Source organism: Achromobacter sp. ACRQX (assembly GCF_022346505.1).
Lineage (GTDB): Bacteria > Pseudomonadota > Gammaproteobacteria > Burkholderiales > Burkholderiaceae_B > Achromobacter > Achromobacter animicus.
The window spans coordinates 169,910-194,808 of sequence record NZ_JAKRML010000009.1; the positions used below are offsets into that span (position 1 = coordinate 169,910).

A 24,899-nucleotide genomic window follows, 5' to 3' on the forward strand; every position below is an offset into this window, starting at 1 on the left:
GTGACGCCGTCCAACGCCGCTGTGGACCCGGCCTCGCGGGTCCAGGCCAGTTTCAGCCAGCAAAGCATCATGGCGCTGCTGGGCGCCAAGTTGGACACGGTCGAGCCGGGCAGGGTGGACATCGTTCTGCCTTACCGCGCCGACCTCTGCCAGCAGAACGGCTATCTGCACGCGGGCATTTCCACCACCATTGCCGATAGTGCGGGCGGCTATGCCGCGTTCACGCTGTTCGGACCGGGCGAGGACGTGCTGACGTCGGAGTTCAAAATGAACTTCCTGGCGCCCGCAAAGGGTGACCGTTTTGTCGCGAGCGGGCGCGTGGTCAAGCCGGGCAAGCGTCTTTCGGTCTGCCAGGTGGAAATGCATGCCTACGACGGCGAACACGCCACGCTGTGCGTGATAGGCTTGCTGACCGCGGTGCGCGTGACGCCGCGATGAACTCCGCGCGGGGCGCCGGGCCATGCCTGGCGCGCCTCGCGTCTGTCGCGCCTCGCATGGGTTTTCCGGCAATGCCAGCAAAAGAACATCATCGAATTTTCCGCAGCAACTGGCTGCGCGCCGCGGTGCTGGGCGCCAACGACGGCATCGTCTCGACAGCCAGCCTCATCACCGGCGTTGCCGCGGCCCAGGCCTCGCATGGCGCCATTCTGACTTCCGGACTGGCGGGCCTCGTGGCCGGCGCCTTGTCGATGGCGGCGGGCGAATACGTGTCGGTGCGCACCCAGGCCGACACCGAAGCCGCCGACCTGCGCATGGAACAACGCTCGCTAAAGCGCAATTCCGGCGAAGAGCTGGCCGAACTGGTGGACATTTATGTGGCCCGGGGGCTGACGCGCGATCTGGCGGAACAGGTGGCGCGCCAGCTCACCAGCCACGACGCGCTGGACGCGCACGCGCGCGACGAACTGGGCATCTCGCTGCACAACCGTGCGCGACCGGTGCAGGCGGCGCTGGCGTCGGCCGCGTCGTTCGCCGGCGGCGCCGCAGTGCCGCTGGCGGTGGCGGCGGTGTCGCCCGGACCGCACCTGATCGGCTGGGTCATCGGCGCGTCGGTGTGCTGTCTGGCGGCGCTTGGCACCATGGCCGCAAAGGCGGGCGGCGCACCCAAACTGCCCGCGGCGTTGCGCGTCACCGTGCTGGGCGCGGCGGCGATGGCCGTGACGGCCGGTGTGGGAGCGTTGTTCGGGGTGGCGGTCTGACGATGGCCGCCAGGCCTGCGCGCGCGGAAATCAGCGCGAGCAGGCCCGGAAGATCAGGGATTGATCGAGTACGGCAGCGGCGCCGCCGCGATGCGGGGACCGTCGGCGCTGGCCAGACGCAGATCGCCTTCGGGCAGCGCGGCCAGCGTGGTTTCGAACAGCACCGACACGACACCCGCGTCGGTGGCGGCCTGCACCACGCGGCCAATGGCTTCGCCGGGCTGCGCGGCGTCGAACACATCCACCCCCGCGAGCGCCGGGACTTTCAGGCCGGCGTCTGCAACGGTGCCGTAAGCCATGCGCCGTTTGACGGTGCCCCGGTAGTGGCTGCGCGCCACGACTTCCTGGCCGGGATAACAGCCCTTGGTGAAGCTGACGCCCTGGATCAGGTCCAGATTGACCGTTTGCGGAATGAAGACATCCTGCGTGGCGGCTGCAATCCAGGGAATGCCGGCCGCCAGGTCTCCCGCATGCCAGTGCGCGGCCGGCGCCAGTCCCAGCGCCTGAGTGAGCGCGCCGGATTGTTCCAGCTGCGTGTCCGAGGCGATCCACCACCAGCGCAGGCGGTCGTCGGCCGACGGCGCAACGATCCACGTGCCGGACGGCAGGTCCGCGCGCTGCCAGGTGGCGCGTGGCAGCGTGCCCGTCAGGGCTTCCAGCGCGGCGGCCTGTTCCGAGGTGGCCTGCACCCCGGCCACGTGCAGCGGCGCGGCGGCCAGCTTGACCTTGGCGCGCAGCACGAACATGGACAGGCGCTTGATGAGGGCCTGGGACAGGTCCTGCCGGACCATGCCGTAGAACTGGGGTGCGTCATCGGCATCGCCCGCGCCGCGCCACATGACCAGCGTGGCCAGCAGGCGGCCCTTGGCGGTGCAATAGCCGGCCAGGCGGGCGGCGTCCGGGGTCAGACCGGTGACGTCCTGCGTGAGCTGGCCGTGCAGAAAGGTGAGGGCGTCGGCGCCGGCGGCGGTGAAGACCGTCAGATCTTCCAGCGGGGCGCATTGGGCGCAACCTTCGGCGCGGACGGGAATCGAAGCGTAATAGGCGTGCATGGCGGCGGGGTTATCGCGTCATCAAAGTGCTGATGATAGCCCCGATCCCGGCACGGGCTTGCCATGTCCCCGATGGGCAAAGGGGCGCGCCGCGCCATCCGGCCCCGGTTGTGTCCCGGGCAAGGCCCGCGATCCATTAAACTTCCGACACTTATGAAGATGCGACTCCGAAATTTCGTCCTGTGGTTCCTGCTGCTCATCGTTCTGGCCGTTGGCGGCGCGGTGGGCGCTGCCTACATGTGGATGCACCGCCCGATGACGCTGGCGGCCGACAAGATTGACTTCGTGGTGGATCCGGGAAGCAGTCCGCGCACCGTCGCGCGCGCGCTCAACGCGGCCGGCGTGCCGATGTGGGAGCCCGGTTTCGTGTGGATGGCGCGTCTGTCTGAACGCGACAAGCTGATGAAGGCGGGCGGCTATCAGGCGATCAATGGCGACACGCCGTGGCTGCTGCTCGAACGCCTGGCGCGCGGCGACATGACCCAGCGCCAGATCACGTTCCTGGAAGGCTGGACCTATCGCCAGATCCGCCAGGCGCTGCGCGACAACCCGGACGTCAAGCAGACGCTGGACGGCGTCAGCGACGAAGACTTGCTGGAGCGGCTGGGCTCGAGCATCAAGCACCCCGAAGGCCTGTTCTTCCCCGACACCTATATCTTCACGCCGGGCAGCACCGACTTTGACCTGCTGCGCCGCGCCTACCAGGAAGGCCAGCGCATCCTGAACGACACCTGGGACAAGCGCCAGTCCGACGTGGCCGTCGCCACGCCCTATGAAGCGCTGGTCCTGGCGTCGATCATCGAGAAAGAAACCGGCCACGGTCCGGAGCGCCGCCGCGTGTCGGGCGTGTTCACCAACCGGCTGAAGATCGGCATGTTGCTGCAGACCGACCCGACCGTGATCTACGGCATGGGCGAGGCCTACCAGGGCCGCATCCGCAAGCGCGACCTGCAGACCGACACGCCCTGGAACACCTACACGCGTCCGGGCCTGCCGCCCACGCCGATCGCCGCGCCGGGCCGCGCCGCCTTGCTGGCCGCCGTGCAGCCTGAACAGCACAAGTTCCTGTATTTCGTCTCGCGCGGCAACGGCACCAGCGAGTTCTCGGCCAATCTGTCCGAGCACAACCGCAACGTCGCCCGCTACATTCTGGGTCAGGGCCAGCGCGCCACGCCCGCACCCACGCCTACGCCAACCCCCGCGCCCGCCGCCGCGCCGGCCGACCCCGAACCCGAATCAGCACAAGGACAAGATCAATGACCTCACGCGGACGCTTCATTACGCTGGAGGGCGTGGACGGCGCGGGCAAAAGCACGCACACGGACTGGATCGCGGATTTCCTGCGGGGGCAGGGCCTTGAGGTCGTGTCCACCCGCGAGCCGGGCGGCACCCCGCTTGGCGAAAAACTGCGCGCGCTGGTGCTGAACGATGCCATGGGGCTGGACACCGAAACGCTGCTGATGTTTGCCGCCCGTTGCGAACACGCCCGCCAGGTCATTGAGCCGGCGATTGCGCGCGGCGCGTGGGTCGTCTGCGACCGCTACACCGACGCCAGCTACGCCTATCAGGGCGGCGGCCGCGGCCTGGGCGCCGAGCGCGTGGCGGTCCTGGAAGACTGGATGCGCGCCGGCCGCCCGGACCGGACCTGGCTGTTCGACGTGCCGCTTGAAGTCGCGCGGGCGCGGCTGGCCGATGCGCGCGAGCCCGACCGCTTCGAGCGGGAAGGCGCGGCATTCTTCGAACGCACCCGTGAGGCCTACCATGCCCGCGCCAAGGCCGATCCCGACCGCATCCGAGTCGTCGATTCCACCCGTTCCATTGCTCAGATCCGCGCAGACCTCGAGGCGGGCCTGCGCGAGCTGCTGGCCGTTCCTGCATGAGCGCGCCCCAGTTCCACCCCTGGCAGATGGAGACGGCCCGTGCGTGGCTGGGCAATCGTGACCGGTTCGCGCATGCCTGGCTGGTGCACGGGCTGGCCGGCATCGGCAAGCTGGATTTCGCCATCGCGGCGGCAGCCAGCCTGCTGTGCGAGACGCCCGAGAACGGGCTGGCGTGCGGCCACTGCGCGGCCTGCAACTGGTTCGCCAGCGGCAATCACCCGGACCTGCGCCGTATCCGCCCCGAGGCGGTTGCCGTGGAAGAGGGCGCGGACGCGGCCGAACAGGCCGAAGACGCCGAGCCGGCGGCGGGCGCCGCCAAGCGCGCGCCCTCCAAGGAAATCCGTATCGACCAGATCCGCTCGCTGGAGTCCTGGTTCAACACCGCCACGCACCGTGGCGGCTGGCGCGTGGCGCTGCTGTATCCCGCCCATGCGCTGAACGTCGTGTCATCCAACGCCTTGCTCAAGGTGCTGGAAGAACCGCCTCCCCATACCGTCTTCCTGCTGGTCGCGGACGCGCCTGACCGGTTGCTGCCCACGCTGGTGTCGCGCTGCCGCCGGCTGCCGCTGCCCGCGCCCGATGCGGATACGGCGCTGCAATGGTTGCGCGACCAGAACGTGGAACCGGCGCGCGAATGGCTGGCTGCCGCAGGCGGCGCGCCGCTGGCGGCATTGCGGTTGGCGCAATCGGGCGAATCCGCCTGTCCGGCGTGGCTGGGCCAGTTGGTCAATCCGTTGTCCAAGGGCCAGACGCCGGATGTGGGCACGCTGGCCGAATCCCTGGAAAAGGTGGCGGCGGCTGAATGGATCGATGCCTTGCAACGGCTCTACACCGATCTGATGCTGGCCAGCGCGGGCGCGCCGGTGCGGTATTTCCCGTCGCTGCAAACCGGTGTCGCGCAGGTCGCCGCCCGTATCAATCCCGCCCGCGTGGCCGAATCGGCCCGCTGGCTGACGCGCCAGCGCGCGCTGGCCACGCACCCCCTGAACGCCAAGCTTTTCGCCCACGCCACCCTGCAACGCGTGGTGCTATCCTGCCAGGCGTAAGCCCTACCAGACTCTCCATGTACGTCGATTCACACTGTCATCTGAATTTTCCCGAGCTTGCCAACGATCTGCCGGCCATTCTTGACCGCATGACCGCCAATCAAGTCACGCACGCGCTGGTCGTCAGCGTCAATATGCCGGAATGGCCCGGCCTGATGTCGCTGGTCGAGCCCGAGCCGCGCCTGTGGGCGTCGGTGGGTGTGCACCCCGATTACGAAGACACGCCGGACCCCACGGCCGAAGAACTGGTGCGCCTGGCCGAGCATCCCAAGGTCGTGGCCATCGGCGAAACCGGGCTGGACTACTACCGGCTGTCCGAGCCGCTGGACTGGCAGCGCGAACGTTTCCGCCGCCACATCCGCGCCGCGCGCGACGCGGGCCTGCCGCTCATCGTGCACACCCGGTCGTCCGCTGAGGACACCGTGCGCATGCTGGCCGAGGAAAAGGCGGCCGAGGCGGGCGGCGTAATGCACTGCTTCACCGAGACCTGGGAAGTGGCGCAGGCCGCGCTGGACCAGAACTTCTACATTTCGCTGTCCGGCATCGTCACGTTCAAGAACGCGCAGATCGTGCACGAAGTGGCCGCCAAGGTCCCGCTGGACCGGTTGCTGATCGAAACCGACTCGCCGTACCTGGCGCCGGTGCCGTTCCGCGGCAAGCTCAATGATCCGTCCAAGGTGATCCACGTGGCCGAAAAGATCGCGGACCTGCGCGGCATCACGGCGGCCGAGGTCGCGCGCGCATCTACCGACAATTTCTTCAAGCTGTTCAGCAAGATCAAGAAATAGGTCATCCCGATTCACTGAATTTGCATCCGAGGACAGCCATGGCCATCCGCATCGCCTCCGCCCATCAAGCCTTACTGTCATGCGGCCGCGCCGGTCTGCTGGCGCTGGCCATCGGCCTGGCCGCACCCGCGGCGCAGGCCGCCAATCCCGCCGACTGGTGGGTCTATGTCGCCAACGATTATCCCGACGACATCAAGGATCTGCTGGCGCAAGGCTCGGATCCCAACGTGCGCTACAAGAACGGCCAGCCGGCCATCATGCGCGCGGTCGTGGACAACGCCTGGAACGTCTTCGACGTGCTGGCCGCGGACAAGCGCACGGACGTCAATGCCGAGAACCCGGCGGGCGAGACGCCGCTGATGTACCTGGCCATTGCTGGGCAAACCGAACGCGCCAAAAAGCTGATCGCCCGTGGCGCGCAGGTCAACCGCCTGGGCTGGACGCCGCTGCATTACGCCGCGTCCAAGGGGCAGATGGAAATGGCGCGCTTGCTGCTGGCGAACAAGGCCATGGTCAATGCGCCCGCGCCCAATGGCGAGACGCCGCTGATGATGGCGGCGCTGTCCGGCCGCAAGCCCATGGTCGAGCTGCTGCTCAAGGCCGGCGCCGACGTTACCACGCAGGACACGAAGGGGCAGGACGCCGCCGCGTGGGCGGCCACGGGCAAGTCGGCGTCGCTGGCCGCCGAGCTGACGGCCTTGGTCGAGAAGGAAGAGGACGCCAGGCGCAAACGCCGCGCAGCCGCGCAGGGCGCGCCCCAGCAAGCGGATACCGCGCCGGCGGCTGAGGCGCCGGCGGCGGTTCCAGCGCCTGCGGCCCCGTCGGCGCCGGCGCCGGCCGCTGCGGCGCCCGGTGGTGGTGTGAAGGGCGTCTCCGGCGTCGGGCTGTCGGATTACGAGAAGCCCCCCGCGCCGTGATGATCGCCGGTAGATGCGGAAACATCCCGCTGCCGGCCCATCAAAACCCGCCTCACGGCGGGTTTTTTACGCCCGGTTTTCGGGGTTTTCCCTTGCGATTCTCAACGGATGGGAAAAATCGGAAGGGAAACCTCCACAAATTGATAATCTCGCTCCCATATTGCTGGGAGTTGAATCTTCATGTCGGAATCGTCTGTCGGGGCGGGCGCGGATCGCGTCCTGTATGTGCTGGCCACCCTGGCCCGGCACGACGGCCCGCTCAGCATTGCCGCGCTGGCCGAAAAAACGGGCCTGGCGCAGAGCACGCTCTACCGGCAGATCGCGCTCCTCAAGCGCTGGGGATTCGTCGCCGAACACGAAGGCGAGTACGGACCCGGCCCGCTGTGCGTGCAGCTCGCCTGGGGCTTTGACCAGTCGTCGTTTCTGATTCACGAAGCGCAACCCGACATGGCGGCGCTGGCCGCGTCGTCCGGCGAAACCATCGGCCTGCTCGTCGCCGTGAAGGACCAGGCCGTGTGCCTGGACATGGTGGAAAGCCAGCATCCGCTGCGCTGCTCGTTCACCAAGGGCCGCGGGCTGCCGCTGGCGCGCGGCGCGTCGGCCAAGTCGCTGCTCGCGTTCATGCCGCTGGCCCGCCTGCAGGCCGCGCTGACCTACCTGGCCGACGAAGCCGGCGTGGATGCCGCCCGCCTGACCGGCGAGCTGGAGGCCATCCGCGCGCAGGGCTATGCGGTGACCGACAGCGAAGTCGACGCCGGTGTGTGGGGCGTGAGCGTGCCGATCTTTCAACGGGCGAACCAGGCCGTGGCCTCCATCACGCTGATGGCCCCGTCCACCCGCGCCGCGCAACACCCGGACGCGCTGATCGAGTTGACCCTCGCGGCCGCCCGCCGCATCTCGGAGCGCCTGAAGGCCGCCTGACGCCGTGTTGTCCGCCTTATCGAATACCTGTTTCACCTGCTTCATCGCTTAGCCCGTACCTAGCCGCAACGATCGTCGTACCCACCGTCGTACCACCTGTCGCACCCACCTCCATAGGACCCCACCATGACCACTCGCCGCACCCTGCTGTCCGCCGCCTTGACCCTGAGCCTCGCCTGGGCCGCCGGCGCCGCGCACGCCCAGGAAACGATCCGCGCCGTCACCGACGCCACCTTCCCGCCGATGGAATTCGTCAAGGACGGAAAACGCACCGGCTTTGACATCGAGCTGGTCGAAGCGCTGGCCGGCGCGATGGGCAAGAAGGTTGAATGGATCGACATCGATTTCAAGGGCCTGATTCCGGCGCTGCAGGCCGGCCGCGCCGACATCGCGGTGTCCGCCATCTACATCACGCCCGAGCGCAGCAAGGTCGTCGATTTCACCGATCCGTACTACGCGGGCGGCCTGGTGGTCCTGACCAAGGCCGACGGCCCCGTCAAGTCGATCAAGGATCTGGATGGCCGCAAGGTGTCGGTGCAGGTCGGCACGAAGTCGGTGAACTACCTGAAAGAGCATTTCCCAAAGGTGCAGCGCGTGGAAGTCGAAAAGAACCAGGAGATGTTCAATCTGGTGCAGATCGGCCGCGCCGATGCCGCGGTGACGGGCAAGCCCGCGGCCAAGCTGTTCGCGCAGAGCACCAACGGCCTGACCGTGCTGAACGATCAGGTCACGACCGAGGACTATGGCATCGCCGTGCCCAAGAACAAGCCTGAGCTCACGCGCGACCTGAACGCCGCGCTGAAGAAGCTGAAGGCCGATGGCAGCTACCAGGCCATCGTGAACAAGTGGTTCGAGGCGCCCGCGAAATGAACCTGGAATTTTCTCCCGTCTTCGCCGACTTCGACGCGCTGATGCGGGGCGCGCTGGTCACCATCGAGGTGACCGCCGGCGCCTTGCTGCTTGGCTGCGTGATGGGGCTGCTGGTCGGGATCGGCCGCCTCAACCCGCAGCGTCGCATCACGTACCACCTGTGCAGCACGTACCTGCTGTTCTTCCGGGGCACGCCGCTGCTGGTGCAGCTGTTCATCTGGTTCTTCGGCCTGCCGCAGTTCGGCGTGACGCTCCCGGCGTTCGCCTGCGGCGTGCTGGGCCTGGGTATGTATTCCGGGGCCTACGTGTCGGAGATCGTGCGGGGCGCGATCCAGTCGGTGGATCGCGGCCAGACGGAGGCGGCGCGCTCGCTGGGCATGTCGTCCGGCCAGGCGATGCGCATCATCATCCTGCCGCAGGCATTCGTGCGCATGATTCCGCCGCTGGGCAACGAGTTCATCGCGCTCATCAAGAACTCGGCGCTGGTCTCGCTGTTGACCATTCACGATCTGATGCACGAAGGGCAGAAGATCATCAGCGTGTCGTATCGCTCGCTGGAAACCTACCTGGTGGTGGCTTTGATCTATCTGGCGCTGACCACGACCGCCATGGTGATTTTGCGCAAGATCGAGCATCGTCTGCGCGCGGGAGGGATGGTGCAATGAGCCTCGTCATCGAAGGTCAGGAAATGATCCGCATCCGCGGCCTGCACAAATCCTACGGCGATCACGCCGTCCTGCGCGGCATCGATTTCGATGTGCTGAAGTCGCAGGTGGTGGTGGTCATCGGGCCCAGCGGCTCGGGCAAGAGCACCTTGCTGCGTTGCTGCAACGGGCTGGAAGTCGCCCAGCGCGGCACGGTCGATATCTGCGGCCAGACGCTGCAGGAAGACGGGGCGATGTTGCCAGAAGCCGAACTGAACCAGTTGCGCACGCAGGTGGGCATGGTGTTTCAGGGCTTCAATCTGTTCCCGCATCTGTCGGTGCTGGACAACGTGACCGTCGGGCCCCGCACGCTGCTGGGCATGGGCCGCGAACAGGCCAATGCGTTGGCGGCGGACCTGCTCAACAAGGTGGGGCTGTCGCAGAAGATGGCGGCCATGCCCGCCAGCCTGTCCGGCGGTCAGAAGCAGCGCGTGGCCATTGCGCGCGCGCTGGCCATGCAGCCGCAGGTCATGCTGTTCGACGAGCCGACCTCGGCGCTGGACCCGGAGCTGGTCGGCGAAGTGCTGCAGGTCATGAAGCTGCTGGCCCGCGAAGGGATGACGATGATGGTCGTGACGCACGAGATGGGCTTTGCCCGTGATGTGGCGGACGTGGTGGCCGTGATGGACGGCGGCGTCATTCTAGAATCCGGCCCGCCGGAGGTGATTTTCAGCGAGCCGCGCGAAGCCCGCACCCGCGAATTCCTGCAGGCGGTCCTGAGCGCTGGTCCGGGAGCCGCAGCATGAGCGCGCCGAAACTGGACAAGAGCCTCTGGAAGGCCCGCGACGACAGCGCCGAGCAGGGCGACACCCGCCGGCTCGCGCACATCGTCGAGGCCGAAGCGGGGCAGGGCGAGATGGGTGAGGCCGTGCTGCTGGGCTTTGCCTGCGATGCGGGCGTGGCACGCAATCAGGGCCGGGTGGGCGCCGCCGCCGGGCCTGCGGGCATCCGCAAGTATCTGGCGGGCCTTCCAGCGCATGGGCTGACGCGCCTGCTGGATGCCGGCGACGTCGACTGCCACGGTGACAAGCTGGAAGACGCGCAGGAACGCCTGGGCCTGCGTCTGGCCGAACTGATGGGGCGGGGCGCGCGCCCGGTCGTCCTGGGTGGCGGCCATGAAATCGCCTGGGGCAGTTTCCAGGGACTGGCCCGCTGGCTGGACGCGCGCGGCGACGCGGGCGCCGTGCTGGTGCTGAATCTGGATGCGCACTTCGATCTGCGCACGGGCCGTCCCGGCAGTTCCGGCACCCCGTTCGACCAGATCGCGACAGACAGCGAGGCACGCGGGCGTGAGCTGCAATACGCCTGCCTGGGCGTCTCGCGGCTGGCCAACACGCCAGCGCTCTACGCCCGCGCCGCGGAAATCGGGGCCGTGTGGATCGAAGACCGCGACATGCAGGAGCGGCATCTCGAAGCCCGTCTGGCCGACGTGGACGCGCTGCTGGCCAAGGCGCAGCACGTGTATCTGACGATCGATCTGGACGTGCTGCCCGCCGGCGTGATGCCGGGGGTGTCCGCGCCGGCGCCTTATGGCGTGCCGATGGCCGTGATCGAGGAAATCGTCCTGCGGGTCATGGCGAGCGGCAAGCTCCGATTGGCGGACTTGGCGGAGTTCAACCCCAAGTTCGACGTCGACGGCCATGGCGCGCGCGCGGCGGCGCGTCTGGCGTGGCAGTTGCTGTCGGTGTGACTCGGCGCGGCAGAGGTGTCCGACGCCTTTGCTTCGGTGGCACACCGTGAAAGCGCGCCTTACCCCGCTGTCCGACACCGGGGCGGTCTGCAAGGCAGGCGTGGATGTAAAGGGCGGTCTTCCAAAAGAGGCCGCCTTTTTTTCGCCCCGAGTATCCCGGCCGCAGGCTGGACGCCGCCAATTTCGCGGCTTAGGATAGGTGCAGCTTCCGGGCCCGCCTGCGACCCGTTCGGTATCCGCCACGTTAATGCGTCCCTATTTAAAATATTTAAACTTTAAATAGGGACGCTATAACTTTCGTGGATAAAATGGCGCAACTTTGTCAGGAGAGCATGCTCATGTCTCAAACTCCCACCCATGCCTTGCCGTCTTATCTGAATGCCGAGGACCTCGGCCCTTGGGGTAATTACCTGCAACAAGTCGACCGGGTCACGCCGTACCTCGGTTCCCTGAGCCGGTGGGTCGAGACGCTGAAGCGTCCGAAGCGCTCGCTGATCGTCGATGTGCCAATCGAACTGGACAACGGCACCATCGCCCACTTCGAGGGCTACCGGGTGCAGCACAACGTGTCGCGCGGTCCGGGCAAGGGTGGTGTGCGTTTCCACCAGGACGTGACGCTGTCCGAAGTGATGGCGCTGGCCGCCTGGATGTCGGTCAAGAACGCCGCAGTCAACCTGCCGTACGGCGGCGCCAAGGGCGGCATCCGTGTCGATCCCCGCAAGCTCTCCGCCTCGGAACTTGAACGCATGACGCGACGCTACACCAGCGAAATCGGCGTCATCATCGGACCGTCCAAGGACATTCCCGCCCCTGACGTGAACACCAACGCCCAGACCATGGCCTGGATGATGGACACGTACTCCATGAATGAAGGCGCCACCGCCACGGGCGTGGTCACCGGCAAGCCGATCGCGCTGGGCGGCAGCCTGGGCCGCGTCGAGGCCACCGGCCGCGGCGTGTTCGTCGTGGCGTGCGAAGCCGCGCGCGACCGGAACATCGATGTGGCCGGCGCGCGCGTCGTCGTGCAGGGCTTCGGCAACGTGGGCGGCACCGCCGCCCGCCTGTTCCATGAAGCCGGCGCCAAGGTCATTGCCGCGCAGGATCACACCGGCACCGTGCACAACGCGGCTGGCCTGGACGTGCACAAGCTGCTGTCGCACGTGTCGCAGACCGGCGGCGTGGGCGGCTTCTCGGGCGGCCAGGCGCTGGACAAGGCTGAGTTCTGGACGCTGGAAACCGAATTCCTGATCCCGGCAGCCCTGGAAAGCCAGATCACCGTCGACAACGCCGCCAAGGTGCGCGCCAAGATCGTGGTCGAAGGCGCCAACGGCCCGACGACCCCGGAAGCGGACGACATCCTGGCCGAGAACGGCGTCTACGTCGTGCCGGACGTGCTGGCCAATGCCGGCGGCGTGACGGTCAGCTACTTTGAATGGGTGCAGGACTTCTCCAGCTTCTTCTGGAGCGAAGAAGAGATCAACCAGCGCCTCGAACGCCTGATGCGCGAGGCCTACGCCGCGGTGGCGCAGGTGTCGCGCGAGCACAAGGTGACGCTGCGCACCGCCGCGTTCATCGTGGCTTGCACGCGGATCCTGCAGGCCCGCCAGGTGCGCGGTCTGTATCCGTAAAGACTGAATCGGCGATGCGCCCACGGGCGCGTCGCCGAGGAGGCAGAGAGAGACAAAAAAAAGGAATCGCTCCGCAAGGGGCGATTCCTATTTGTGGCGCAAAAAAATGCCGGGCGGATGCCCGGCATTTTCGTTTGCGGAGGCCGGCCCGGGCCGTGGATTCGTGAAGCCGTCCGCCGCGGGGGCTCTACGACGCCGGCAGCAGCTCCGGCTTGAGTATGCCGCGCAGATCCTGGTACGAAATCGCCAACTCAGGCTCGCCGTGCGAATACGGCGCGATGGAATAGGCGTCGTACTTGACCACGATGCCGTCCCGCGTCAGCGCGAAGTTGTCGCTTTCCTGGAACGGCCACATCTTGTTGTACGCCGCCGGGTCGCGTTTGGCGTCCGGGTTGCCGGTCAGCCATTTTGCGTGCGCACGCCGCAGGGCCGCGACGTACTCGGCGCGCCGCCCCGGGATCAGCGCTTCGTCCAGGCTCATGACGCGGCCGCGGCTGCGCTCCCAGTTCAGATATTGCGTGGCCGGAATGCCGTGCGCGGCGCCGGTCAGGTACTGCTCCGTATGCAGTTCGATGGCAACGATGTCGCCGACCGTGTCCTTCACGCTGGCTTTGAAGTAGGTCGCGTCGCGCGGGCGCGCCGTGGACCAGAAATACTTCGTGTATTCCGACAGCGTGTCGTAGGGGCCGCGCCGGTTGGCGTCGGTGCCGGTCATGTAGGCGAGAACGTGGTCCACCAGCGCCGTCAGCTTCGGGATGCCCGGGAAGGCCACGCTGTCGATCTCGATGCGCGGGCAGTCGCCTTCGCAGCCCGGCTTGCTGGCGGCCCACTTGATGCGCTCGGTGGACAGGTCGCCCACCTTTTGGGGCGTGGCTGAAGATTGCGCGTTGGAATCGGCCAGCGTGATGTTCGACGGGGGCGTGCTGCTGCAGCCGGCGATGGCCAGCAGGGCGGCGCCCAGGATCAGACCGCGTATCGCGCCGGGCGGCGTGAATGTGCGACTCATGCAATTACCTCCAAAAACCGAGGCGCCGTCAGGGTACGACGCCTGTCCACTCGGCGCGGGAGAACTTTTCGTCCGCCTGCGCCTGGGCGCGCGCCAGCGTTTCGCTGCCTACGCTGCCCGGGGTCAGACGATGCAGGCCGGCGAAAGTTTCCACCATGCGGTCGATGATGACCTCGCGCGCCAGCCCGGTCTGCGTGCGCAGGGGGTCAACGCGCTTCTTGGCGCTGGTGGTGCCCTTGTCGGAAAGCTTCTCGCGGCCGATGCGCAGGACTTCGACCATCTTGTCGGCGTCGATGTCGTAGGACATGGTGACGTGATGCAGCACGGCGCCCGCGCGGCGGGCCTGCGCCGCGCCGCCGATCTTGCCGATGTCGGAGGCGATGTCGTTCAGCGGCTGATACCAGGCCTTGATCCCCAGGCCTTGCAGCGCGGTCAGCACCCAGGCGTCCAGGAAGGCGTATGACTCCTGGAAGCTCATGCCGTGGACCAGCGCCTGCGGAGCGCTCAGCGAATAGGTAATTGAGTTGCCCGGCTCGATGAACATCGCGCCGCCGCCGCTCACGCGGCGCACCACCTCGATGCCGTGGCGCGCAGCGCCGTCCGGATCGACTTCGTTCTTCAGCGATTGAAAGCGGCCGATCACGACGGCCGGCGCCGACCATTCCCAGATGCGCAGCGTGGGCGGCCGCTGGCCGGCGCCCACTTCGTCGGTGATGACTGCGTCCAGCGCCATGTGCAGCGCGGGCGGCTGAGGGCCTTCGTGGATCAGTTGCCAGTCGTAGTCGTTCCAGTCGGTACGGCTCATGCCAGCGCCCTCCGCAGCACCACGGCGATGGCTTCGGCCGAGAAGCCGAACATTTCGGCGTCGGCCGGCAGGGCCGATTGCACGGCCACCGCGAGTTCCAGTTCGCCGGCGTCCGCGGGCATGCCGTTCAGGCCGCGGTTGATGGCTTCAAGCGCTTCGGGCGGCTCAAGAAAAAAGTCGCCGCTGATGCGCACGTCGGCCAGGCGGCCATCGCGCACTTCCAGATCCGCGACCACCAGTTTGCCGCCGGGGACTTTGTATTCGCCATGCAAGGGCATTGGGCGCTCCTTTCGAAAATCAGAATCAGACGTTACAGGCTAAGCTTCATGCCATCGTGGCTGGCCTTGAAACCCAGGCTTTCGTAGAACCGGCGCGCATCGGGGCGCGCACGGTCCGTGGTGAGCTGGACCAGCCCGCAGCCCTGGCTGCGGCACTGTTCGATGGCCCATTCGAACATGGCGCGGCCCAGGCCCGCGCCGCGGAACGCCGACGCGATGCGCACGCTTTCGATCTGGCCCCGCCACAGGCCCAGCCGCGACAGGCCGGGTATGAACGATAACTGCAAACAGCCCACCAGTTGTGAATCCTGCTCAACCACGGCCAGGAATTGGTTGGAATCCTGCTCAATTGCCTTGAAGGCGGCAACATAGCGCGGGTTCAGCGGGACGGAGGCGTCCTCGCGACCGGCGCCCAGGTCGTCATCGGCCAGCATGGCCACGATGGCAGGCAGATCGGCCGCGCGCGCGCGGCGAAAGACGCGTTGCGGTGCGTTCATGGCACGCTCCTTTGGCGTTAGCGGACGTGTTGGGCGGTCTGGCCGAACAGGATGCGGCGCGCTTCGTCGTCGCTGAGCGGGGGCGTGGTGTTGACCGTGTCGGCCAGCGCGTAGGCGCGTTGCGTCGCGGGGCGCGCGCGGATGGCGTCGAACCAGCGCTTGAGGTGCGGAAAGTCGTTCAGGTCCTGGCCCTGCTTGGCGTGCGGCACGATCCAAGGGTAGGCCGCCATGTCGGCGATGGAATAGTCGCCGGCGACGAATTCGCGGTCGGCCAACCGTTTGTTCAGCACGCCGTACAGGCGATTGGTTTCGTTGACGTAGCGATCGATGGCGTAGGCGATGCGTTCCTGCGCATAGCCGGAGAAGTGGTGGTTCTGGCCGGCCATGGGGCCCAGGCCGCCCATCTGCCAGAAGAGCCATTGCGACACTTCGGCGCGGCCGCGCACGTCGGCGGGCAGGAACTTGCCGGTCTTTTCGGCCAGGTACTGCAGGATGGCGCCTGACTCGAACAACGGAATCGGCGCGCCGCCATCGGCAGGGGCCTGGTCGACGATGGCGGGGATGCGGTTGTTGGGCGCGATGGCCAGGAATTCGGGTTTGAACTGGTCGCCGCGGCCGATGTTGACGGGGTGAATCTTGTACGGCAGCCCGGTCTCTTCAAGGAACATCGTGATCTTGTGACCGTTGGGGGTAGTCCAGTAATAGAGATCGATCATGGGAGTGTCCTGTTCATCATGGCGCCGCGGGCAGCCGCCCGCGGATGGGAAGGGCCATGATAGCGGCGCGAACCGGACGCACGCCTGAATAACCGGGGACCGGGTGCGGGTTTGCCCGCAGGCTGCCTCGACAGCTCCTGCGGGCAAGACCCCGGCCATGCCGCCTGTTCAGACTGCACCGGCCCGCGGGCTGCGCGGCAGGCGCCAGTTCCAGTTCAGGCTGACGGCGGCAGCGGCCAGGAAGATCAGCGCCACGCCCGCCACCTGCGTCGCATCCATGCGATGTCCGTAGACCACGAAGTCCAGCAGGATGGCAACCGCGGGATAGATGAAGCTGAGCGCGGCGGTGGAGGTGGTGGGCAGCTTCTGGATGGCCGAGTACATCAGGATGTACATCAGGCAGGTATGGATGAGGCCCAGCGCCACCAGATACCCCCATTGCACGGGCTGGGCGGGCAGGGCGTTGAAGTCCGCCATGGGCAGCAGCATGACTGCGCCCAGCGTCACCTGCACCAGCGCCAGCACTTGCGGCGGGATGCCCTTCAGGCGCTTCACGATGATGGCCGTGATGCCATAGAGCGCGGCCGCGCCCAGTCCCAGCATCAGCCCCGAGAGATACGCGCCGCCGCCCGCGGCGCCGGTGTCGCCCAGACGCAGCACCAGCAGCAGGCCCGCAAAGGCCACGAGCGACCAGGCGACCTTGCCGCGCGAAGGACGTTCACCCAGGAACAGCACGCCCAGACCGATCAGGAAAAACGGCTGCACGTTGTAGACGGCAGTGGCCAGCGAAATGGACGCCAGGCGGTAGGCCGAGAACAGCAGCACCCAGTTCAGCACCAGCGCCGCGCCGGCGATCAGCGCCAGGGCCAGTGTTTTCGCGGTGAAAAGACCGGGCTTGAGCAGACCGCGCGCCCAGCAATACAGAAAGAGCGACAGCGCCCCGAAGACACAGCGAAAGAAGACGACGTTCCAGGCGCTTTGCCCGGACTCCAGTACGAAAACGCCCAGGGTGCCCGACAGGGTCATGGCGGCTGCCATCTGCAGGAGGCCGGTGCGTTCGGTTGAGGGGATCATGATGGTTCTCCAAGGGCCGTCTAGCCAGGAATTTGATGGAGAAATTATCCCAGGCGGTTCAATCCGCTTATATGATCTTGCCGTGGCACTTTCGCGATTCAACCTTGCTTTGGGTGGAATTTATGCAGAACGACCTAAAAAATGAAAGTCCGGTCCTGGACGGAATTGACCGCCGTCTGGTGGAGATGCTGTCGGCCAATGCGCGCACCACCACGGCCGATCTGGCGCGGCAGGTCGGCATGTCGGCGCCCAGCGTCGCGGACCGCATGCGGCGGCTTGAAGAGTCGGGGGTGATTCGCGCGTACACGCTGGATGTGGATCCGGTGGCGCTGGGTTATACGCTGGAGGCCATTGTGCGCATCCGGCCGCTGCCCGGGCAGTTGCGCCACGTGGAAGGCCTGATCCAGCAGATTCCGGAATTCGTGGAGTGCGACAAGGTGACGGGCGATGACTGCTTCATCGCCCGCATGGTGCTCAGGTCGATCACGCATCTGGACGGCATACTGGAGCGCGTGACCGAATTTGCCGAGACCAACACCGCCATCGTCAAGGCGCACACGGTGCGCAGGCGGCTGCCGCCGCTGCGTTAGACGGGGGCGGACAGGGCCTTCTCGATGTCCTCGCGCAGGCTGGCCGGCGTGTCGGTGGGCGCATACCGCTTGATGACGCGGCCGTCGCGCCCGACCAGGAACTTGGTGAAGTTCCACTTGATGCCTTCAGTGCCGAAGACGCCGGGCTTCTCGCCCTTGAGCCACTGATACAGCGGGTGGGCGTTTGCGCCGTTGACGTCAATCTTGGCGAACAGCGGGAAGGTGATGTCGTACTGGGTGCTGCAGAAATTCTGGATTTCGGCCTCGTCGCCGGGCTCTTGGTGGCCGAACTGGTCGCACGGAAAACCCAGCACGGTCAGTCCGTCGTCGTGGAACGACCGGTAAAGATCCTCGAGGCCCGCATATTGCGGTGTGAATCCGCATTTGGACGCGACGTTCACCACCAGCAGCACGCGGCCGCGGTACGTTTCTAGAGACTGTTCCGTGCCGTCGATGGCGCGGGCGGAGAAATCATGGATCGTGCTCATGCGGGCTCCTGAAATCGGGCGTCCGTGCGCGGCGGCGCGGGCGCGGGGCAGACCTGCGAGTGTAGCGCCGGACAGGGGCGTGGGGGCTTTGGCGCCGCGAGGCCATGCCGGTTCTATGATGCGGTGTTGCTGAAGATCAGAGATGAGAGGAGCCCCGCATGGAAGGAATGATCGAGCGGCTTGAGGCGATGCTGGCCAAGGGCACGGACAACCTGCTGCTGCGGTTTTCGCTGGGCAAGGCTTATGCGGAGCAGGAAAGCTATGCCGAAGCCGCCACGCATCTGCGCGCGGCGCTGGCGTTTGATCCCACGTATTCCGTCGCCTGGAAATGGCTGGGCAAGGCCTGCCTCGGGCTGGGCGACAAGCCGGGCGCGCGCGCTGCCTGGGAGTCCGGATTGCAGGCGGCTCAGGCGCGGGGCGACCAGCAGGTCGTCAAGGAGTTGCAGGTGTTCATCAAGCGCCTGGACAAGGAAGCGGCCGCTAGCGCCTGAACGCGCCGGTGGCGGACACGCGGAACACTTCGATGGCGTCACGCAACCGGGCGCCATCGGTGCGCAGATTTTCCACGGCCTGCGAGGCCAGCTCGGCACGCGCGGCGTTGTCCTGCGCGGCGCTTTCGGTTTCGGTAATCGTGCGGCTTACGGCGTCGATGCCGGCGTGCACGTCGCGGGTGATGCTGATGAGGCTCTTGCGCATGACCTCCAGGGAGAACTTCAGCTCGCCGATTTCGTCCCGGGGCAGGGCGCCGGGAAGCGGCGCGCTCAGGTTGCCCGCCGCGATCTGGCGCGTGAAGTCGGTTGCCGACCCCAGCAGCCCGCCGATGGACCGGGCAAAGCCCCAGCCCGCCGCAAAGATCAGGGCGACGCCGACCGCGGTCAACGCCGCGGCAAAGGCCAATGCCTCGGGGGTCAGGCGCGTGTGCAAACCGTAGATCGCCGCGCCGGCCGCGGCCAGGAAAAGGGATGACGACAGCACCGCCCATGCCAGCACGCGGGAGCGCACGCCGGTCAGCCGCCCGCGCGTCAGCCGTGCCAGGACGCCGCGCAGCCCGGTGGGCTGGACCTGGCCGCCGTGCAGGCGGATGCCCGGCGCGGTGGCGGTCTGCAGCCTGTCGTAGGCGGCTTGCGCGGCCTCGATCTGCGCGCGTGTCGGTTTGACGCGCACCGAGGCGTAGCAGACCGTCACGTCGCGCTCGATGATGGGGGTGACATTGGCCAACACCCAATAAAAGCCGCCGTCCTTGCGGCGATTCTTGACCATGCCCGTCCACGGTTCGCCGCGCTGAATGGTGCGCCACAGGTCGTCGAAGGCGGCGGGCGGCATGTCCGGATGGCGGACGATGTTGTGGGGCGCGCCGACCAGTTCCTCGCGCGAGAAGCCGCTGACCTCGATAAAGGCCGGATTCGCATAGATGATCCGGCCGCGGGAATCGGTGCGGGAGATCAGGTATTGCTCGTCGCGTAGTACATATTCCCGGTCATTGACCGGCTGATTGCTGCGCATGCGTTGCTCGTCCTGTGATGGGCGAGGGCATCATCGGGGACGGCCGCGGCGGCGGCAATGACGTACGTCAACGCCGCTCAGGGTTCAACGGTGTTCATAGCTCAACGCCCCTCAGGCGGCGGGCAGGTTGCCGAAGGCTTCCAGCGCGCGCAACCGGCTTTGCGCCAGGTCGACGATCGGCTCGGGATAGCCTGCGGCGGCGCGCTCCATCGGGTTGGGATCGTGGATCGCCTTGTCGTCCAGGTGCGCCAGCTCGGGCAGCCATTCGCGCAGGAACACGCCGCGCGGATCGAACCTGCGCGATTGCGACAACGGGTTGAAGACGCGGAAATAGGGCACGGCGTCGGCGCCCGTCGAGGCGCTCCATTGCCAGCCGCCGTTGTTGGCGGCCAGGTCGCCGTCCACGAGCTGGCTCATGAACCACGCTTCCCCCAGACGCCAGTCGATCAGCAGATTCTTGGACAGGAACATGGCCGTCACCATGCGCAGCCGGTTGTGCATCCAGCCCAGCGCCAGCATCTGGCGCATGGCGGCATCCACGATCGGGATGCCGGTCTTGCCCTGCTGCCAGGCCGCCAGGTCGTCGGGCGCGTCGCGCCACGGCACGGCGGCGGTTTCCGGCTTCATGGGCCGGTGCATGGACAGGGCGGGAAAGGCGGCCAGCAGGTGCTGGTAGAACTCGCGCCATAGCAGTTCGTTGATCCAGGTGGCGGCGCCGGCCTTGCCGCTGTCGATCTCACCCTGGTTGGCCGCCAGCGCGGCGCGTAGCGCCTGCCCCGGCGACAGGACGCCCGCGGCCAGGTAGGGCGACAGGCAACTGGTTGCGGGCAGCGACGGAAAGTCGCGCTCGTCCTTGTACGCAAAGATGGCGTCGTCGGCAAAGGCGGCCAGACGGTCGCTGGCCGCGGTTTCCCCCGCCGGCCACAGCGCCCGCACGGCGTCATTGGGCGCGTCGAACCCCTTGAACGATTCCGGCAGCGGATCGGCCTGCCAGCGCGGCGGCGTCTGGGCGCGCGGCGCGGGGATGGGACGCAGCGGCGCGCTGCGCAGTCGCTCGCGGCAGGTGCGGGCGTAGGGCGTGTAGACGCGGTAGCACTCGCCCTTGCCGTTGAGCACGGTGCCGGGACGCAGCAGCGTTGCGCCATGGTGCAGGGTCCAGTCGACGCCGATGTCCGCCAGGGCGCTTGCGACCGCGTCGTCGCGGCGCCGCTCGTTGACGCCCCATTCGGCGTTGGCATGGACCTGTTCGATCGCGTGCTCCTGGCAGAACCCGGCCAAGGCGCGCGGCGCGTGGCGCCAGTCGTCCACGGTCACCAGCTTCAGGGGAATGCCGGCTTGCGCCAGGTCGCGGGACAGCTCACGCAGGTTGCGCAGCCAGAAATCCACCTTGGCCGGGGAATCGCCATGCTGGCGCCATTGACCCGGGGCGGCCAGGAATAGGGCGGTGACCGTGCCGGCCTCGGCCGCCGCGGCCAGCGCGGCGTTGTCGTGCATGCGCAGGTCGGTGCGCAGCCAGAGCAGCGTATTCATCGGAAGGGCTCCAGGAGACGGGCCGGGCGGGCGGGCCGGCGAGGCTGCGATTCTATCCTGTGCCTACCCCTGCCCCGGGCGGGCGGCGCTTGGAAGCCGATGTAAAAACTACGAGGAGATGTGACGGGTGTTGCGGTGCAACCCGCTGCGCCGGGCCCGCGCGAGGGGCAGCGGCGGGCAGGCCTGCGGGAGGCCGGCGGGCCGGATTCTGCCGTCAAACCCCGAAACACGCTGGCGCGCGGGGCGTATTGACGCAGGGTGGGGCGCGCCATGTAATGCAAATAAACGACTAAAGCAGGCAAACGCTATGGGAAATCTGATGGACTTTCGCCCGTCCTTTCTGAAGGGACGAACACCCGCCGGCAAGACGACCCGGGATGTCTTGCAGAAGCTCTGGCAATCGGTCGATTTGCCGAGCGAGTCGCTGGAGCACGTGGTGCTGACGGGCGCCGACCCTGTCTTCCCCTCCTCGTTCGCCGTGGGCACCGCCGCGCAGGCCAGCATGGCGGCCGCGGCGCTGGCCGCTGCAGAGGTCTGGCATTTGCGCGGCGGCGCGCGGCAGCAGGTCAGCGTCGACATGCTGCACGCGGCGCAGGAGTGCCGCAGCCACTTCACGATCAACGGGGTCACGCCCAACATCTGGGATCCCATTACGGGTGTCTATCGCTGTGGCGATGGCGGCTGGGTGCGCATCCACGCCAATTTCGCGCATCACCGCGACGGGGCGCTGGCGTTGCTGGGCTGCCCGACCGGCGACGGCGCGACGCGCGAGGCCGTGGAGCGCGCGCTGAGCCGCTGGAAGGCGCTGGATTTTGAACAGGTTGCTGCCGATGCCGGCATGGTCGTGTCAGCCATGCGCTCTTTCGAGGAATGGGACCGCCACCCGCAAGGGCAGGCCGTCGCGGCGCAGCCGCTGCTGACCATCGAACGCATCGGCGAGGCCGACCCGCGCCCGCTGCCCAAGTACGCGCAGAACGCGCGTCCGTTGCAGGACATCCGTGTGCTGGACCTGACGCGCATCATCGCCGGTCCGGTTTGCGGCCGGGCGCTGGCGGCTTACGGCGCGGACGTCATGCTGGTCAACAGTCCGCAACTGCCCAACATCGACAACATCATTGACACCAGCCGCGGCAAGCTGTCTGTGCTGGCCGACCTGGACACGGCCGACGGGCGCATCGCGCTGGGCAACCTGCTGCGCAGCGCGCACATCTTTGTGCAGGGCTACCGGCCGGGCGGGATGTCCGCGCTGGGCTTCGGTCCGCAGGATGCGGCGCGCATCCGGCCCGGCGTCGTCTACGTGTCGCTTAGTGCGTATGGCACGACGGGCCCGTGGGCGAACCGCCGCGGCTTCGATTCCCTGGTGCAGACGGCCACGGGCTTCAACCACGCGGAAGCGCTGGCGGCCGGCCAGGCCGCGCCCAAAGCGCTGCCCATGCAGATCCTGGATCATGCGTCCGGTTATCTGATGGCGTTCGGCGCGCAGGTGGCGCTGGCGCGTCAGGCGACCGAAGGCGGCAGCTGGCACGTGCGCGTGTCGCTTGCTCAGACGGCGCACTGGCTGCGCGGCCTGGGCCGGGTGGACGGCGGGTTGGACTGTGCGATGCCTGGATTTGACGGACTGATGGAGACGTCGCCGTCAGGCTTTGGTGAACTGGTCGCCGTGCGCCATGCGGCGCGCTTCTCGGAGACGCCGGCGCGATGGACCCGGCCGTCCAGCCCCCCGGGCACGCACCCGACGGTCTGGCCGTTCAATTAAGGCTTGCAGGCGGCGCGTATCTTGTTTGCGCGCTGCCGTCCTACTGCTTTGCCTTCCAGTCCCGCAGCGCCCGCATCGTGTTCGCCACGTGCGATTCGGGACTCATGTCGGTGAATTCATACAGGATCTTGCCTTCGGGCGAGATCACGTACGACACGCGTTGCGCATACTCGGGCCGCCTGTCGTGCACAGCGTCATACGCCTTCATCACCTTGCCGTCGCTGTCTGCCGCGACGGCAAATTTGTTGCGGCATTCGCTGACGGAAAACTTCTTGAGCGTGTCGATGTTGTCGGTGGAGACGCCGACGACGGTGGCGCCCAGCGCCTTGTATTCGTCGGTGGCTTCGGCAAAGTTGTGGGCTTCGATGGTGCAGCCTTGCGTGAATGCCGCCGGGAAGAAATACAGCACCACAGGGCCTTGCTTGAGCGCTTCGTTCAGCTTGAACGTGTATTCGTTGCCGCCCAGCGAGGCGGGCACGCTGAAGTCCGGCGCGGCTGCGCCCACGGGAAGTGCCGCGTGCGCCGACGTCCCGGCCATCAGGCCGCAGACCAGGATCCAGGGGGCAATGCGCTTCATGGGTGTCTCCTATCGGGACCGCGGAAATGCCGCGGCAAGCTGCCTACTGTAGCGGCGAGGCGAACGAGGGTCCAGTTCAGCCGCCATCCGGTCCGCGCCCATTGCCCTTGAGCTGGTCGCGCACGGAGGGCGGGCGGGATTGCTGGGCATCCCGCTGCTGCTGCTGTTGCCGAGCCTGCTGGGCCTGCTGATCACGCTGTTGTTGCTGACGGGTCTGAATCAGCTGTTGCTGTTGCTGTTGGCGGGCTTGCTGAGACTGCTGATCGCGTTGCTGTTGCTGTCTGGATTGCTGGAGCAACTGCTGCTGGTCACGTTGCCGCTCCTGCCGCGCCTGCCGCGCCTGTTGCTCGTGCTCCTGCCGGTCGCGCGCCATCTGCCTGGCCCGCTCATCGCGATCACGCTGCTGGCGCGCCTGTTGTTCCTGTTGCCGCCGATCGCGCAGATCCTGCTGGTTCTGTTGGTCACGCTGCAGTTGCTGGCGCGCCTGCTGGTCCCGCATCTGCTGCTGCCTGAGCTGCTGTTGAGCCTGGGCGTCGTTCTGCAGGCGGTTGCGGTTGTCCTGCTCACGGACCTGTTGCTGCCGCCGCTGGTCGTTCTTGAGTTGATCGCGGACGAGCTGGTCACGGGCCTGCTGGTCACGCGCTTGCTGCTGGCGGTCCTGCGGCAGGCGGTCCTGCGGCAGGCGATCCTGCGGCGACGGCCCTTGCGTCCGACCGTCGCGGCCGCGATCATCCGTCAGCCCCAAGCTCCGCTGGACGGCGGTGGGGCCGCTGTCGGGACGGCCTTGCGCATTCCTGCCATCCCGACCTGGTCTGCCGTTGTCAGCATGATCCAGGTATGCCTGAGGCGGCCGTCCCTTGTTGTGTTCAAAGAACTGCGCACGGTTGCCGCCCGCATCGCGGATGTAGCCGCGTTGCACGTCCGTGGGGCCGGAATGGCGGTCGCGGCGCGCGGCCAGTTCACGCGGGTCGGCGTTGCGACGCACACCTTGAGGTCCGCCGTGATAGCTGACACGGCGGTTGTCCACATTGTTGACGATGATGTCGCGGTGGTAGACGTTGGTCACGCGCGTAACGTTCACGTTCGTGACGGACCGGTTGTAGTAGAAGCGGTCGCGCTTCCAGTAGCCGCCGACATACCCCAGGCCGGTGTAGCCGAAGCCATAGTTGATGCCGCCATAAAAGCCCACATGCGGACCCCAGTAGCCCGGATTCCAGAGGTACACGCCGTTTGAGAAGCCCCAGTATCCGGGCGTCCAGAGCGCACCCTGATACGGCGCCAGCACCCACGCGCCCGGGACCCAGAAGAAGCCGTAGCGGTTGCGGCTCCAGTAGCCGGGTACCCACATATAGCCGTCGGCCGGGGCGGGCGGTTGCACATAGAC

At 67.1% G+C, this 24,899-nt stretch carries 28 protein-coding genes; 16 read left to right on the forward strand and 12 right to left on the reverse strand.

Going from position 1 to position 24,899, the window contains the following annotated elements; all coding sequences use genetic code 11:
• Together MHZ91_RS11115 and MHZ91_RS11120 are read left to right on the forward strand one after the other, a co-directional pair.
• Positions 1-438, forward strand: coding sequence for a PaaI family thioesterase (locus tag MHZ91_RS11115; RefSeq protein WP_239213599.1), 438 nt, complete (start codon positions 1-3; stop codon positions 436-438).
• A gap of 71 nt (positions 439-509) precedes the next feature.
• Positions 510-1,199, forward strand: a complete 690-nt coding sequence (locus tag MHZ91_RS11120; RefSeq protein ID WP_175121905.1) for a VIT family protein — start codon at positions 510-512, stop codon at positions 1,197-1,199.
• 53 nt (positions 1,200-1,252) lie between these two features.
• Here the strand turns inward: MHZ91_RS11120 and MHZ91_RS11125 are convergent, their stop codons facing one another.
• Positions 1,253-2,251 carry a folate-binding protein YgfZ gene (locus tag MHZ91_RS11125; RefSeq protein ID WP_239213600.1) on the reverse strand — a complete coding sequence of 333 codons (999 nt, stop codon included), beginning with the start codon at positions 2,249-2,251 and terminating at the stop codon, positions 1,253-1,255.
• 159 nt (positions 2,252-2,410) lie between these two features.
• On the opposite strand from MHZ91_RS11125, the gene mltG reads away from it, so the two are divergent.
• The 11 genes from mltG (at position 2,411) to MHZ91_RS11180 (ending at position 12,695) form a co-directional block, all read left to right on the forward strand.
• Entirely contained in the window at positions 2,411-3,511 is a 1,101-nt protein-coding gene (mltG, locus tag MHZ91_RS11130) for an endolytic transglycosylase MltG (protein ID WP_370647798.1), read from the forward strand.
• Positions 3,508-4,131 (forward strand): dTMP kinase, encoded by a 624-nt coding sequence (gene tmk / locus MHZ91_RS11135; RefSeq protein ID WP_175121902.1) that lies wholly within the window; start codon positions 3,508-3,510, stop codon positions 4,129-4,131. Before mltG ends, tmk begins: the two co-directional genes overlap by 4 nt.
• On the forward strand, positions 4,128-5,177 hold the full coding sequence (holB, locus tag MHZ91_RS11140; protein WP_175139183.1) for a DNA polymerase III subunit delta': 1,050 nt from the start codon (positions 4,128-4,130) through the stop codon (positions 5,175-5,177). The genes tmk and holB overlap by 4 nt, the downstream gene beginning before the upstream one ends.
• 17 nt (positions 5,178-5,194) lie before the next feature.
• Entirely contained in the window at positions 5,195-5,965 is a 771-nt protein-coding gene (locus MHZ91_RS11145; protein ID WP_175121900.1) for a TatD family hydrolase, read from the forward strand.
• 38 nt (positions 5,966-6,003) lie between these two features.
• Complete coding sequence (locus MHZ91_RS11150) at positions 6,004-6,882, forward strand: ankyrin repeat domain-containing protein (protein ID WP_239213602.1); 879 nt, start codon at positions 6,004-6,006, stop codon at positions 6,880-6,882.
• Between the two features lie 180 nt (positions 6,883-7,062).
• A complete protein-coding gene (locus MHZ91_RS11155; RefSeq protein WP_239213603.1) occupies positions 7,063-7,803 on the forward strand; it encodes an IclR family transcriptional regulator in 741 nt (246 codons plus the stop codon).
• 126 nt (positions 7,804-7,929) lie between these two features.
• Positions 7,930-8,673 carry a transporter substrate-binding domain-containing protein gene (locus MHZ91_RS11160; RefSeq protein ID WP_191579413.1) on the forward strand — a complete coding sequence of 248 codons (744 nt, stop codon included), beginning with the start codon at positions 7,930-7,932 and terminating at the stop codon, positions 8,671-8,673.
• A complete protein-coding gene (locus MHZ91_RS11165; RefSeq protein WP_056570374.1) occupies positions 8,670-9,338 on the forward strand; it encodes an amino acid ABC transporter permease in 669 nt (222 codons plus the stop codon). The genes MHZ91_RS11160 and MHZ91_RS11165 overlap by 4 nt, the downstream gene beginning before the upstream one ends.
• Complete coding sequence (locus MHZ91_RS11170) at positions 9,335-10,123, forward strand: amino acid ABC transporter ATP-binding protein (protein ID WP_286898685.1); 789 nt, start codon at positions 9,335-9,337, stop codon at positions 10,121-10,123. Before MHZ91_RS11165 ends, MHZ91_RS11170 begins: the two co-directional genes overlap by 4 nt.
• Positions 10,120-11,067 carry a formimidoylglutamase gene (gene hutG, locus MHZ91_RS11175; protein WP_239213604.1) on the forward strand — a complete coding sequence of 316 codons (948 nt, stop codon included), beginning with the start codon at positions 10,120-10,122 and terminating at the stop codon, positions 11,065-11,067. The genes MHZ91_RS11170 and hutG overlap by 4 nt, the downstream gene beginning before the upstream one ends.
• A gap of 338 nt (positions 11,068-11,405) precedes the next feature.
• Complete coding sequence (locus tag MHZ91_RS11180) at positions 11,406-12,695, forward strand: Glu/Leu/Phe/Val dehydrogenase (RefSeq protein ID WP_175121895.1); 1,290 nt, start codon at positions 11,406-11,408, stop codon at positions 12,693-12,695.
• A 187-nt stretch (positions 12,696-12,882) separates the two neighbouring features.
• Here the strand turns inward: MHZ91_RS11180 and MHZ91_RS11185 are convergent, their stop codons facing one another.
• The 6 genes from MHZ91_RS11185 to MHZ91_RS11210 form a co-directional block, all read right to left on the reverse strand.
• Positions 12,883-13,701, reverse strand: a complete 819-nt coding sequence (locus MHZ91_RS11185; RefSeq protein ID WP_239213606.1) for an RsiV family protein — start codon at positions 13,699-13,701, stop codon at positions 12,883-12,885.
• A gap of 28 nt (positions 13,702-13,729) precedes the next feature.
• Complete coding sequence (locus MHZ91_RS11190; protein ID WP_105238573.1) at positions 13,730-14,506, reverse strand: biotin/lipoate A/B protein ligase family protein; 777 nt, start codon at positions 14,504-14,506, stop codon at positions 13,730-13,732.
• Complete coding sequence (locus MHZ91_RS11195) at positions 14,503-14,778, reverse strand: lipoate protein ligase C-terminal domain-containing protein (RefSeq protein ID WP_056318682.1); 276 nt, start codon at positions 14,776-14,778, stop codon at positions 14,503-14,505. Before MHZ91_RS11195 ends, MHZ91_RS11190 begins: the two co-directional genes overlap by 4 nt.
• A gap of 38 nt (positions 14,779-14,816) precedes the next feature.
• Entirely contained in the window at positions 14,817-15,281 is a 465-nt protein-coding gene (locus MHZ91_RS11200; protein WP_175186127.1) for a GNAT family N-acetyltransferase, read from the reverse strand.
• A gap of 17 nt (positions 15,282-15,298) precedes the next feature.
• Positions 15,299-15,997, reverse strand: coding sequence for a glutathione S-transferase N-terminal domain-containing protein (locus MHZ91_RS11205; RefSeq protein WP_175139190.1), 699 nt, complete (start codon positions 15,995-15,997; stop codon positions 15,299-15,301).
• Between the two features lie 168 nt (positions 15,998-16,165).
• Positions 16,166-17,071: a DMT family transporter gene (locus MHZ91_RS11210; protein ID WP_175186129.1), complete on the reverse strand. Its 906-nt coding sequence runs from the start codon at positions 17,069-17,071 to the stop codon at positions 16,166-16,168.
• Between the two features lie 122 nt (positions 17,072-17,193).
• Between MHZ91_RS11210 and MHZ91_RS11215 the strand changes: the two genes are divergently transcribed.
• A complete protein-coding gene (locus MHZ91_RS11215) occupies positions 17,194-17,661 on the forward strand; it encodes an Lrp/AsnC family transcriptional regulator (RefSeq protein WP_105238577.1) in 468 nt (155 codons plus the stop codon).
• On the opposite strand, the gene MHZ91_RS11220 is transcribed toward MHZ91_RS11215, so the two are convergent.
• Complete coding sequence (locus MHZ91_RS11220; protein WP_175139191.1) at positions 17,658-18,149, reverse strand: glutathione peroxidase; 492 nt, start codon at positions 18,147-18,149, stop codon at positions 17,658-17,660. The two genes, MHZ91_RS11215 and MHZ91_RS11220, sit on opposite strands and share 4 nt — an antisense overlap.
• A gap of 158 nt (positions 18,150-18,307) precedes the next feature.
• Between MHZ91_RS11220 and MHZ91_RS11225 the strand changes: the two genes are divergently transcribed.
• Positions 18,308-18,640: a tetratricopeptide repeat protein gene (locus tag MHZ91_RS11225; RefSeq protein ID WP_239213607.1), complete on the forward strand. Its 333-nt coding sequence runs from the start codon at positions 18,308-18,310 to the stop codon at positions 18,638-18,640.
• Here MHZ91_RS11225 and MHZ91_RS11230 read toward each other — a convergent pair.
• Entirely contained in the window at positions 18,630-19,652 is a 1,023-nt protein-coding gene (locus MHZ91_RS11230) for a PAS domain-containing methyl-accepting chemotaxis protein (RefSeq protein ID WP_239213609.1), read from the reverse strand. The genes MHZ91_RS11225 and MHZ91_RS11230 overlap by 11 nt on opposite strands.
• A 111-nt stretch (positions 19,653-19,763) precedes the next feature.
• Positions 19,764-21,182 carry a deoxyribodipyrimidine photo-lyase gene (phrB, locus tag MHZ91_RS11235; RefSeq protein WP_239213611.1) on the reverse strand — a complete coding sequence of 473 codons (1,419 nt, stop codon included), beginning with the start codon at positions 21,180-21,182 and terminating at the stop codon, positions 19,764-19,766.
• Between the two features lie 307 nt (positions 21,183-21,489).
• Here phrB and MHZ91_RS11240 point away from each other — a divergent pair, with 307 nt between their 5' ends.
• Positions 21,490-22,938 (forward strand): CoA transferase, encoded by a 1,449-nt coding sequence (locus MHZ91_RS11240; RefSeq protein ID WP_239213613.1) that lies wholly within the window; start codon positions 21,490-21,492, stop codon positions 22,936-22,938.
• A 40-nt stretch (positions 22,939-22,978) separates the two neighbouring features.
• Here the strand turns inward: MHZ91_RS11240 and MHZ91_RS11245 are convergent, their stop codons facing one another.
• Positions 22,979-23,515 (reverse strand): peroxiredoxin, encoded by a 537-nt coding sequence (locus tag MHZ91_RS11245; protein ID WP_175121884.1) that lies wholly within the window; start codon positions 23,513-23,515, stop codon positions 22,979-22,981.
• A 76-nt stretch (positions 23,516-23,591) separates the two neighbouring features.
• On the reverse strand, positions 23,592-24,899 hold a 1,308-nt coding region (locus MHZ91_RS11250), incomplete at its 5' end, for an adenylate cyclase (RefSeq protein WP_239213615.1).

Coding starts and splice junctions, on each gene's coding strand:
- MHZ91_RS11225 (WP_239213607.1), top strand. CDS start 18,308: ATGGAAGGAATGATCGAGCGGCTTGAGGCGATGCTGGCCAAGGGCACG.
- MHZ91_RS11145 (WP_175121900.1), top strand. CDS start 5,195: ATGTACGTCGATTCACACTGTCATCTGAATTTTCCCGAGCTTGCCAAC.
- MHZ91_RS11215 (WP_105238577.1), top strand. CDS start 17,194: ATGCAGAACGACCTAAAAAATGAAAGTCCGGTCCTGGACGGAATTGAC.
- MHZ91_RS11125 (WP_239213600.1), bottom strand. CDS start 2,251: ATGCACGCCTATTACGCTTCGATTCCCGTCCGCGCCGAAGGTTGCGCC.
- hutG (WP_239213604.1), top strand. CDS start 10,120: ATGAGCGCGCCGAAACTGGACAAGAGCCTCTGGAAGGCCCGCGACGAC.
- holB (WP_175139183.1), top strand. CDS start 4,128: ATGAGCGCGCCCCAGTTCCACCCCTGGCAGATGGAGACGGCCCGTGCG.
- MHZ91_RS11185 (WP_239213606.1), bottom strand. CDS start 13,701: ATGAGTCGCACATTCACGCCGCCCGGCGCGATACGCGGTCTGATCCTG.
- MHZ91_RS11165 (WP_056570374.1), top strand. CDS start 8,670: ATGAACCTGGAATTTTCTCCCGTCTTCGCCGACTTCGACGCGCTGATG.
- MHZ91_RS11155 (WP_239213603.1), top strand. CDS start 7,063: ATGTCGGAATCGTCTGTCGGGGCGGGCGCGGATCGCGTCCTGTATGTG.
- phrB (WP_239213611.1), bottom strand. CDS start 21,182: ATGAATACGCTGCTCTGGCTGCGCACCGACCTGCGCATGCACGACAAC.
- tmk (WP_175121902.1), top strand. CDS start 3,508: ATGACCTCACGCGGACGCTTCATTACGCTGGAGGGCGTGGACGGCGCG.
- MHZ91_RS11170 (WP_286898685.1), top strand. CDS start 9,335: ATGAGCCTCGTCATCGAAGGTCAGGAAATGATCCGCATCCGCGGCCTG.
- MHZ91_RS11190 (WP_105238573.1), bottom strand. CDS start 14,506: ATGAGCCGTACCGACTGGAACGACTACGACTGGCAACTGATCCACGAA.
- MHZ91_RS11120 (WP_175121905.1), top strand. CDS start 510: ATGCCAGCAAAAGAACATCATCGAATTTTCCGCAGCAACTGGCTGCGC.
- MHZ91_RS11180 (WP_175121895.1), top strand. CDS start 11,406: ATGTCTCAAACTCCCACCCATGCCTTGCCGTCTTATCTGAATGCCGAG.
- MHZ91_RS11245 (WP_175121884.1), bottom strand. CDS start 23,515: ATGAAGCGCATTGCCCCCTGGATCCTGGTCTGCGGCCTGATGGCCGGG.
- mltG (WP_370647798.1), top strand. CDS start 2,411: ATGCGACTCCGAAATTTCGTCCTGTGGTTCCTGCTGCTCATCGTTCTG.
- MHZ91_RS11220 (WP_175139191.1), bottom strand. CDS start 18,149: ATGAGCACGATCCATGATTTCTCCGCCCGCGCCATCGACGGCACGGAA.
- MHZ91_RS11240 (WP_239213613.1), top strand. CDS start 21,490: ATGGGAAATCTGATGGACTTTCGCCCGTCCTTTCTGAAGGGACGAACA.
- MHZ91_RS11150 (WP_239213602.1), top strand. CDS start 6,004: ATGGCCATCCGCATCGCCTCCGCCCATCAAGCCTTACTGTCATGCGGC.
- MHZ91_RS11205 (WP_175139190.1), bottom strand. CDS start 15,997: ATGATCGATCTCTATTACTGGACTACCCCCAACGGTCACAAGATCACG.
- MHZ91_RS11200 (WP_175186127.1), bottom strand. CDS start 15,281: ATGAACGCACCGCAACGCGTCTTTCGCCGCGCGCGCGCGGCCGATCTG.
- MHZ91_RS11160 (WP_191579413.1), top strand. CDS start 7,930: ATGACCACTCGCCGCACCCTGCTGTCCGCCGCCTTGACCCTGAGCCTC.
- MHZ91_RS11230 (WP_239213609.1), bottom strand. CDS start 19,652: ATGCGCAGCAATCAGCCGGTCAATGACCGGGAATATGTACTACGCGAC.
- MHZ91_RS11210 (WP_175186129.1), bottom strand. CDS start 17,071: ATGATCCCCTCAACCGAACGCACCGGCCTCCTGCAGATGGCAGCCGCC.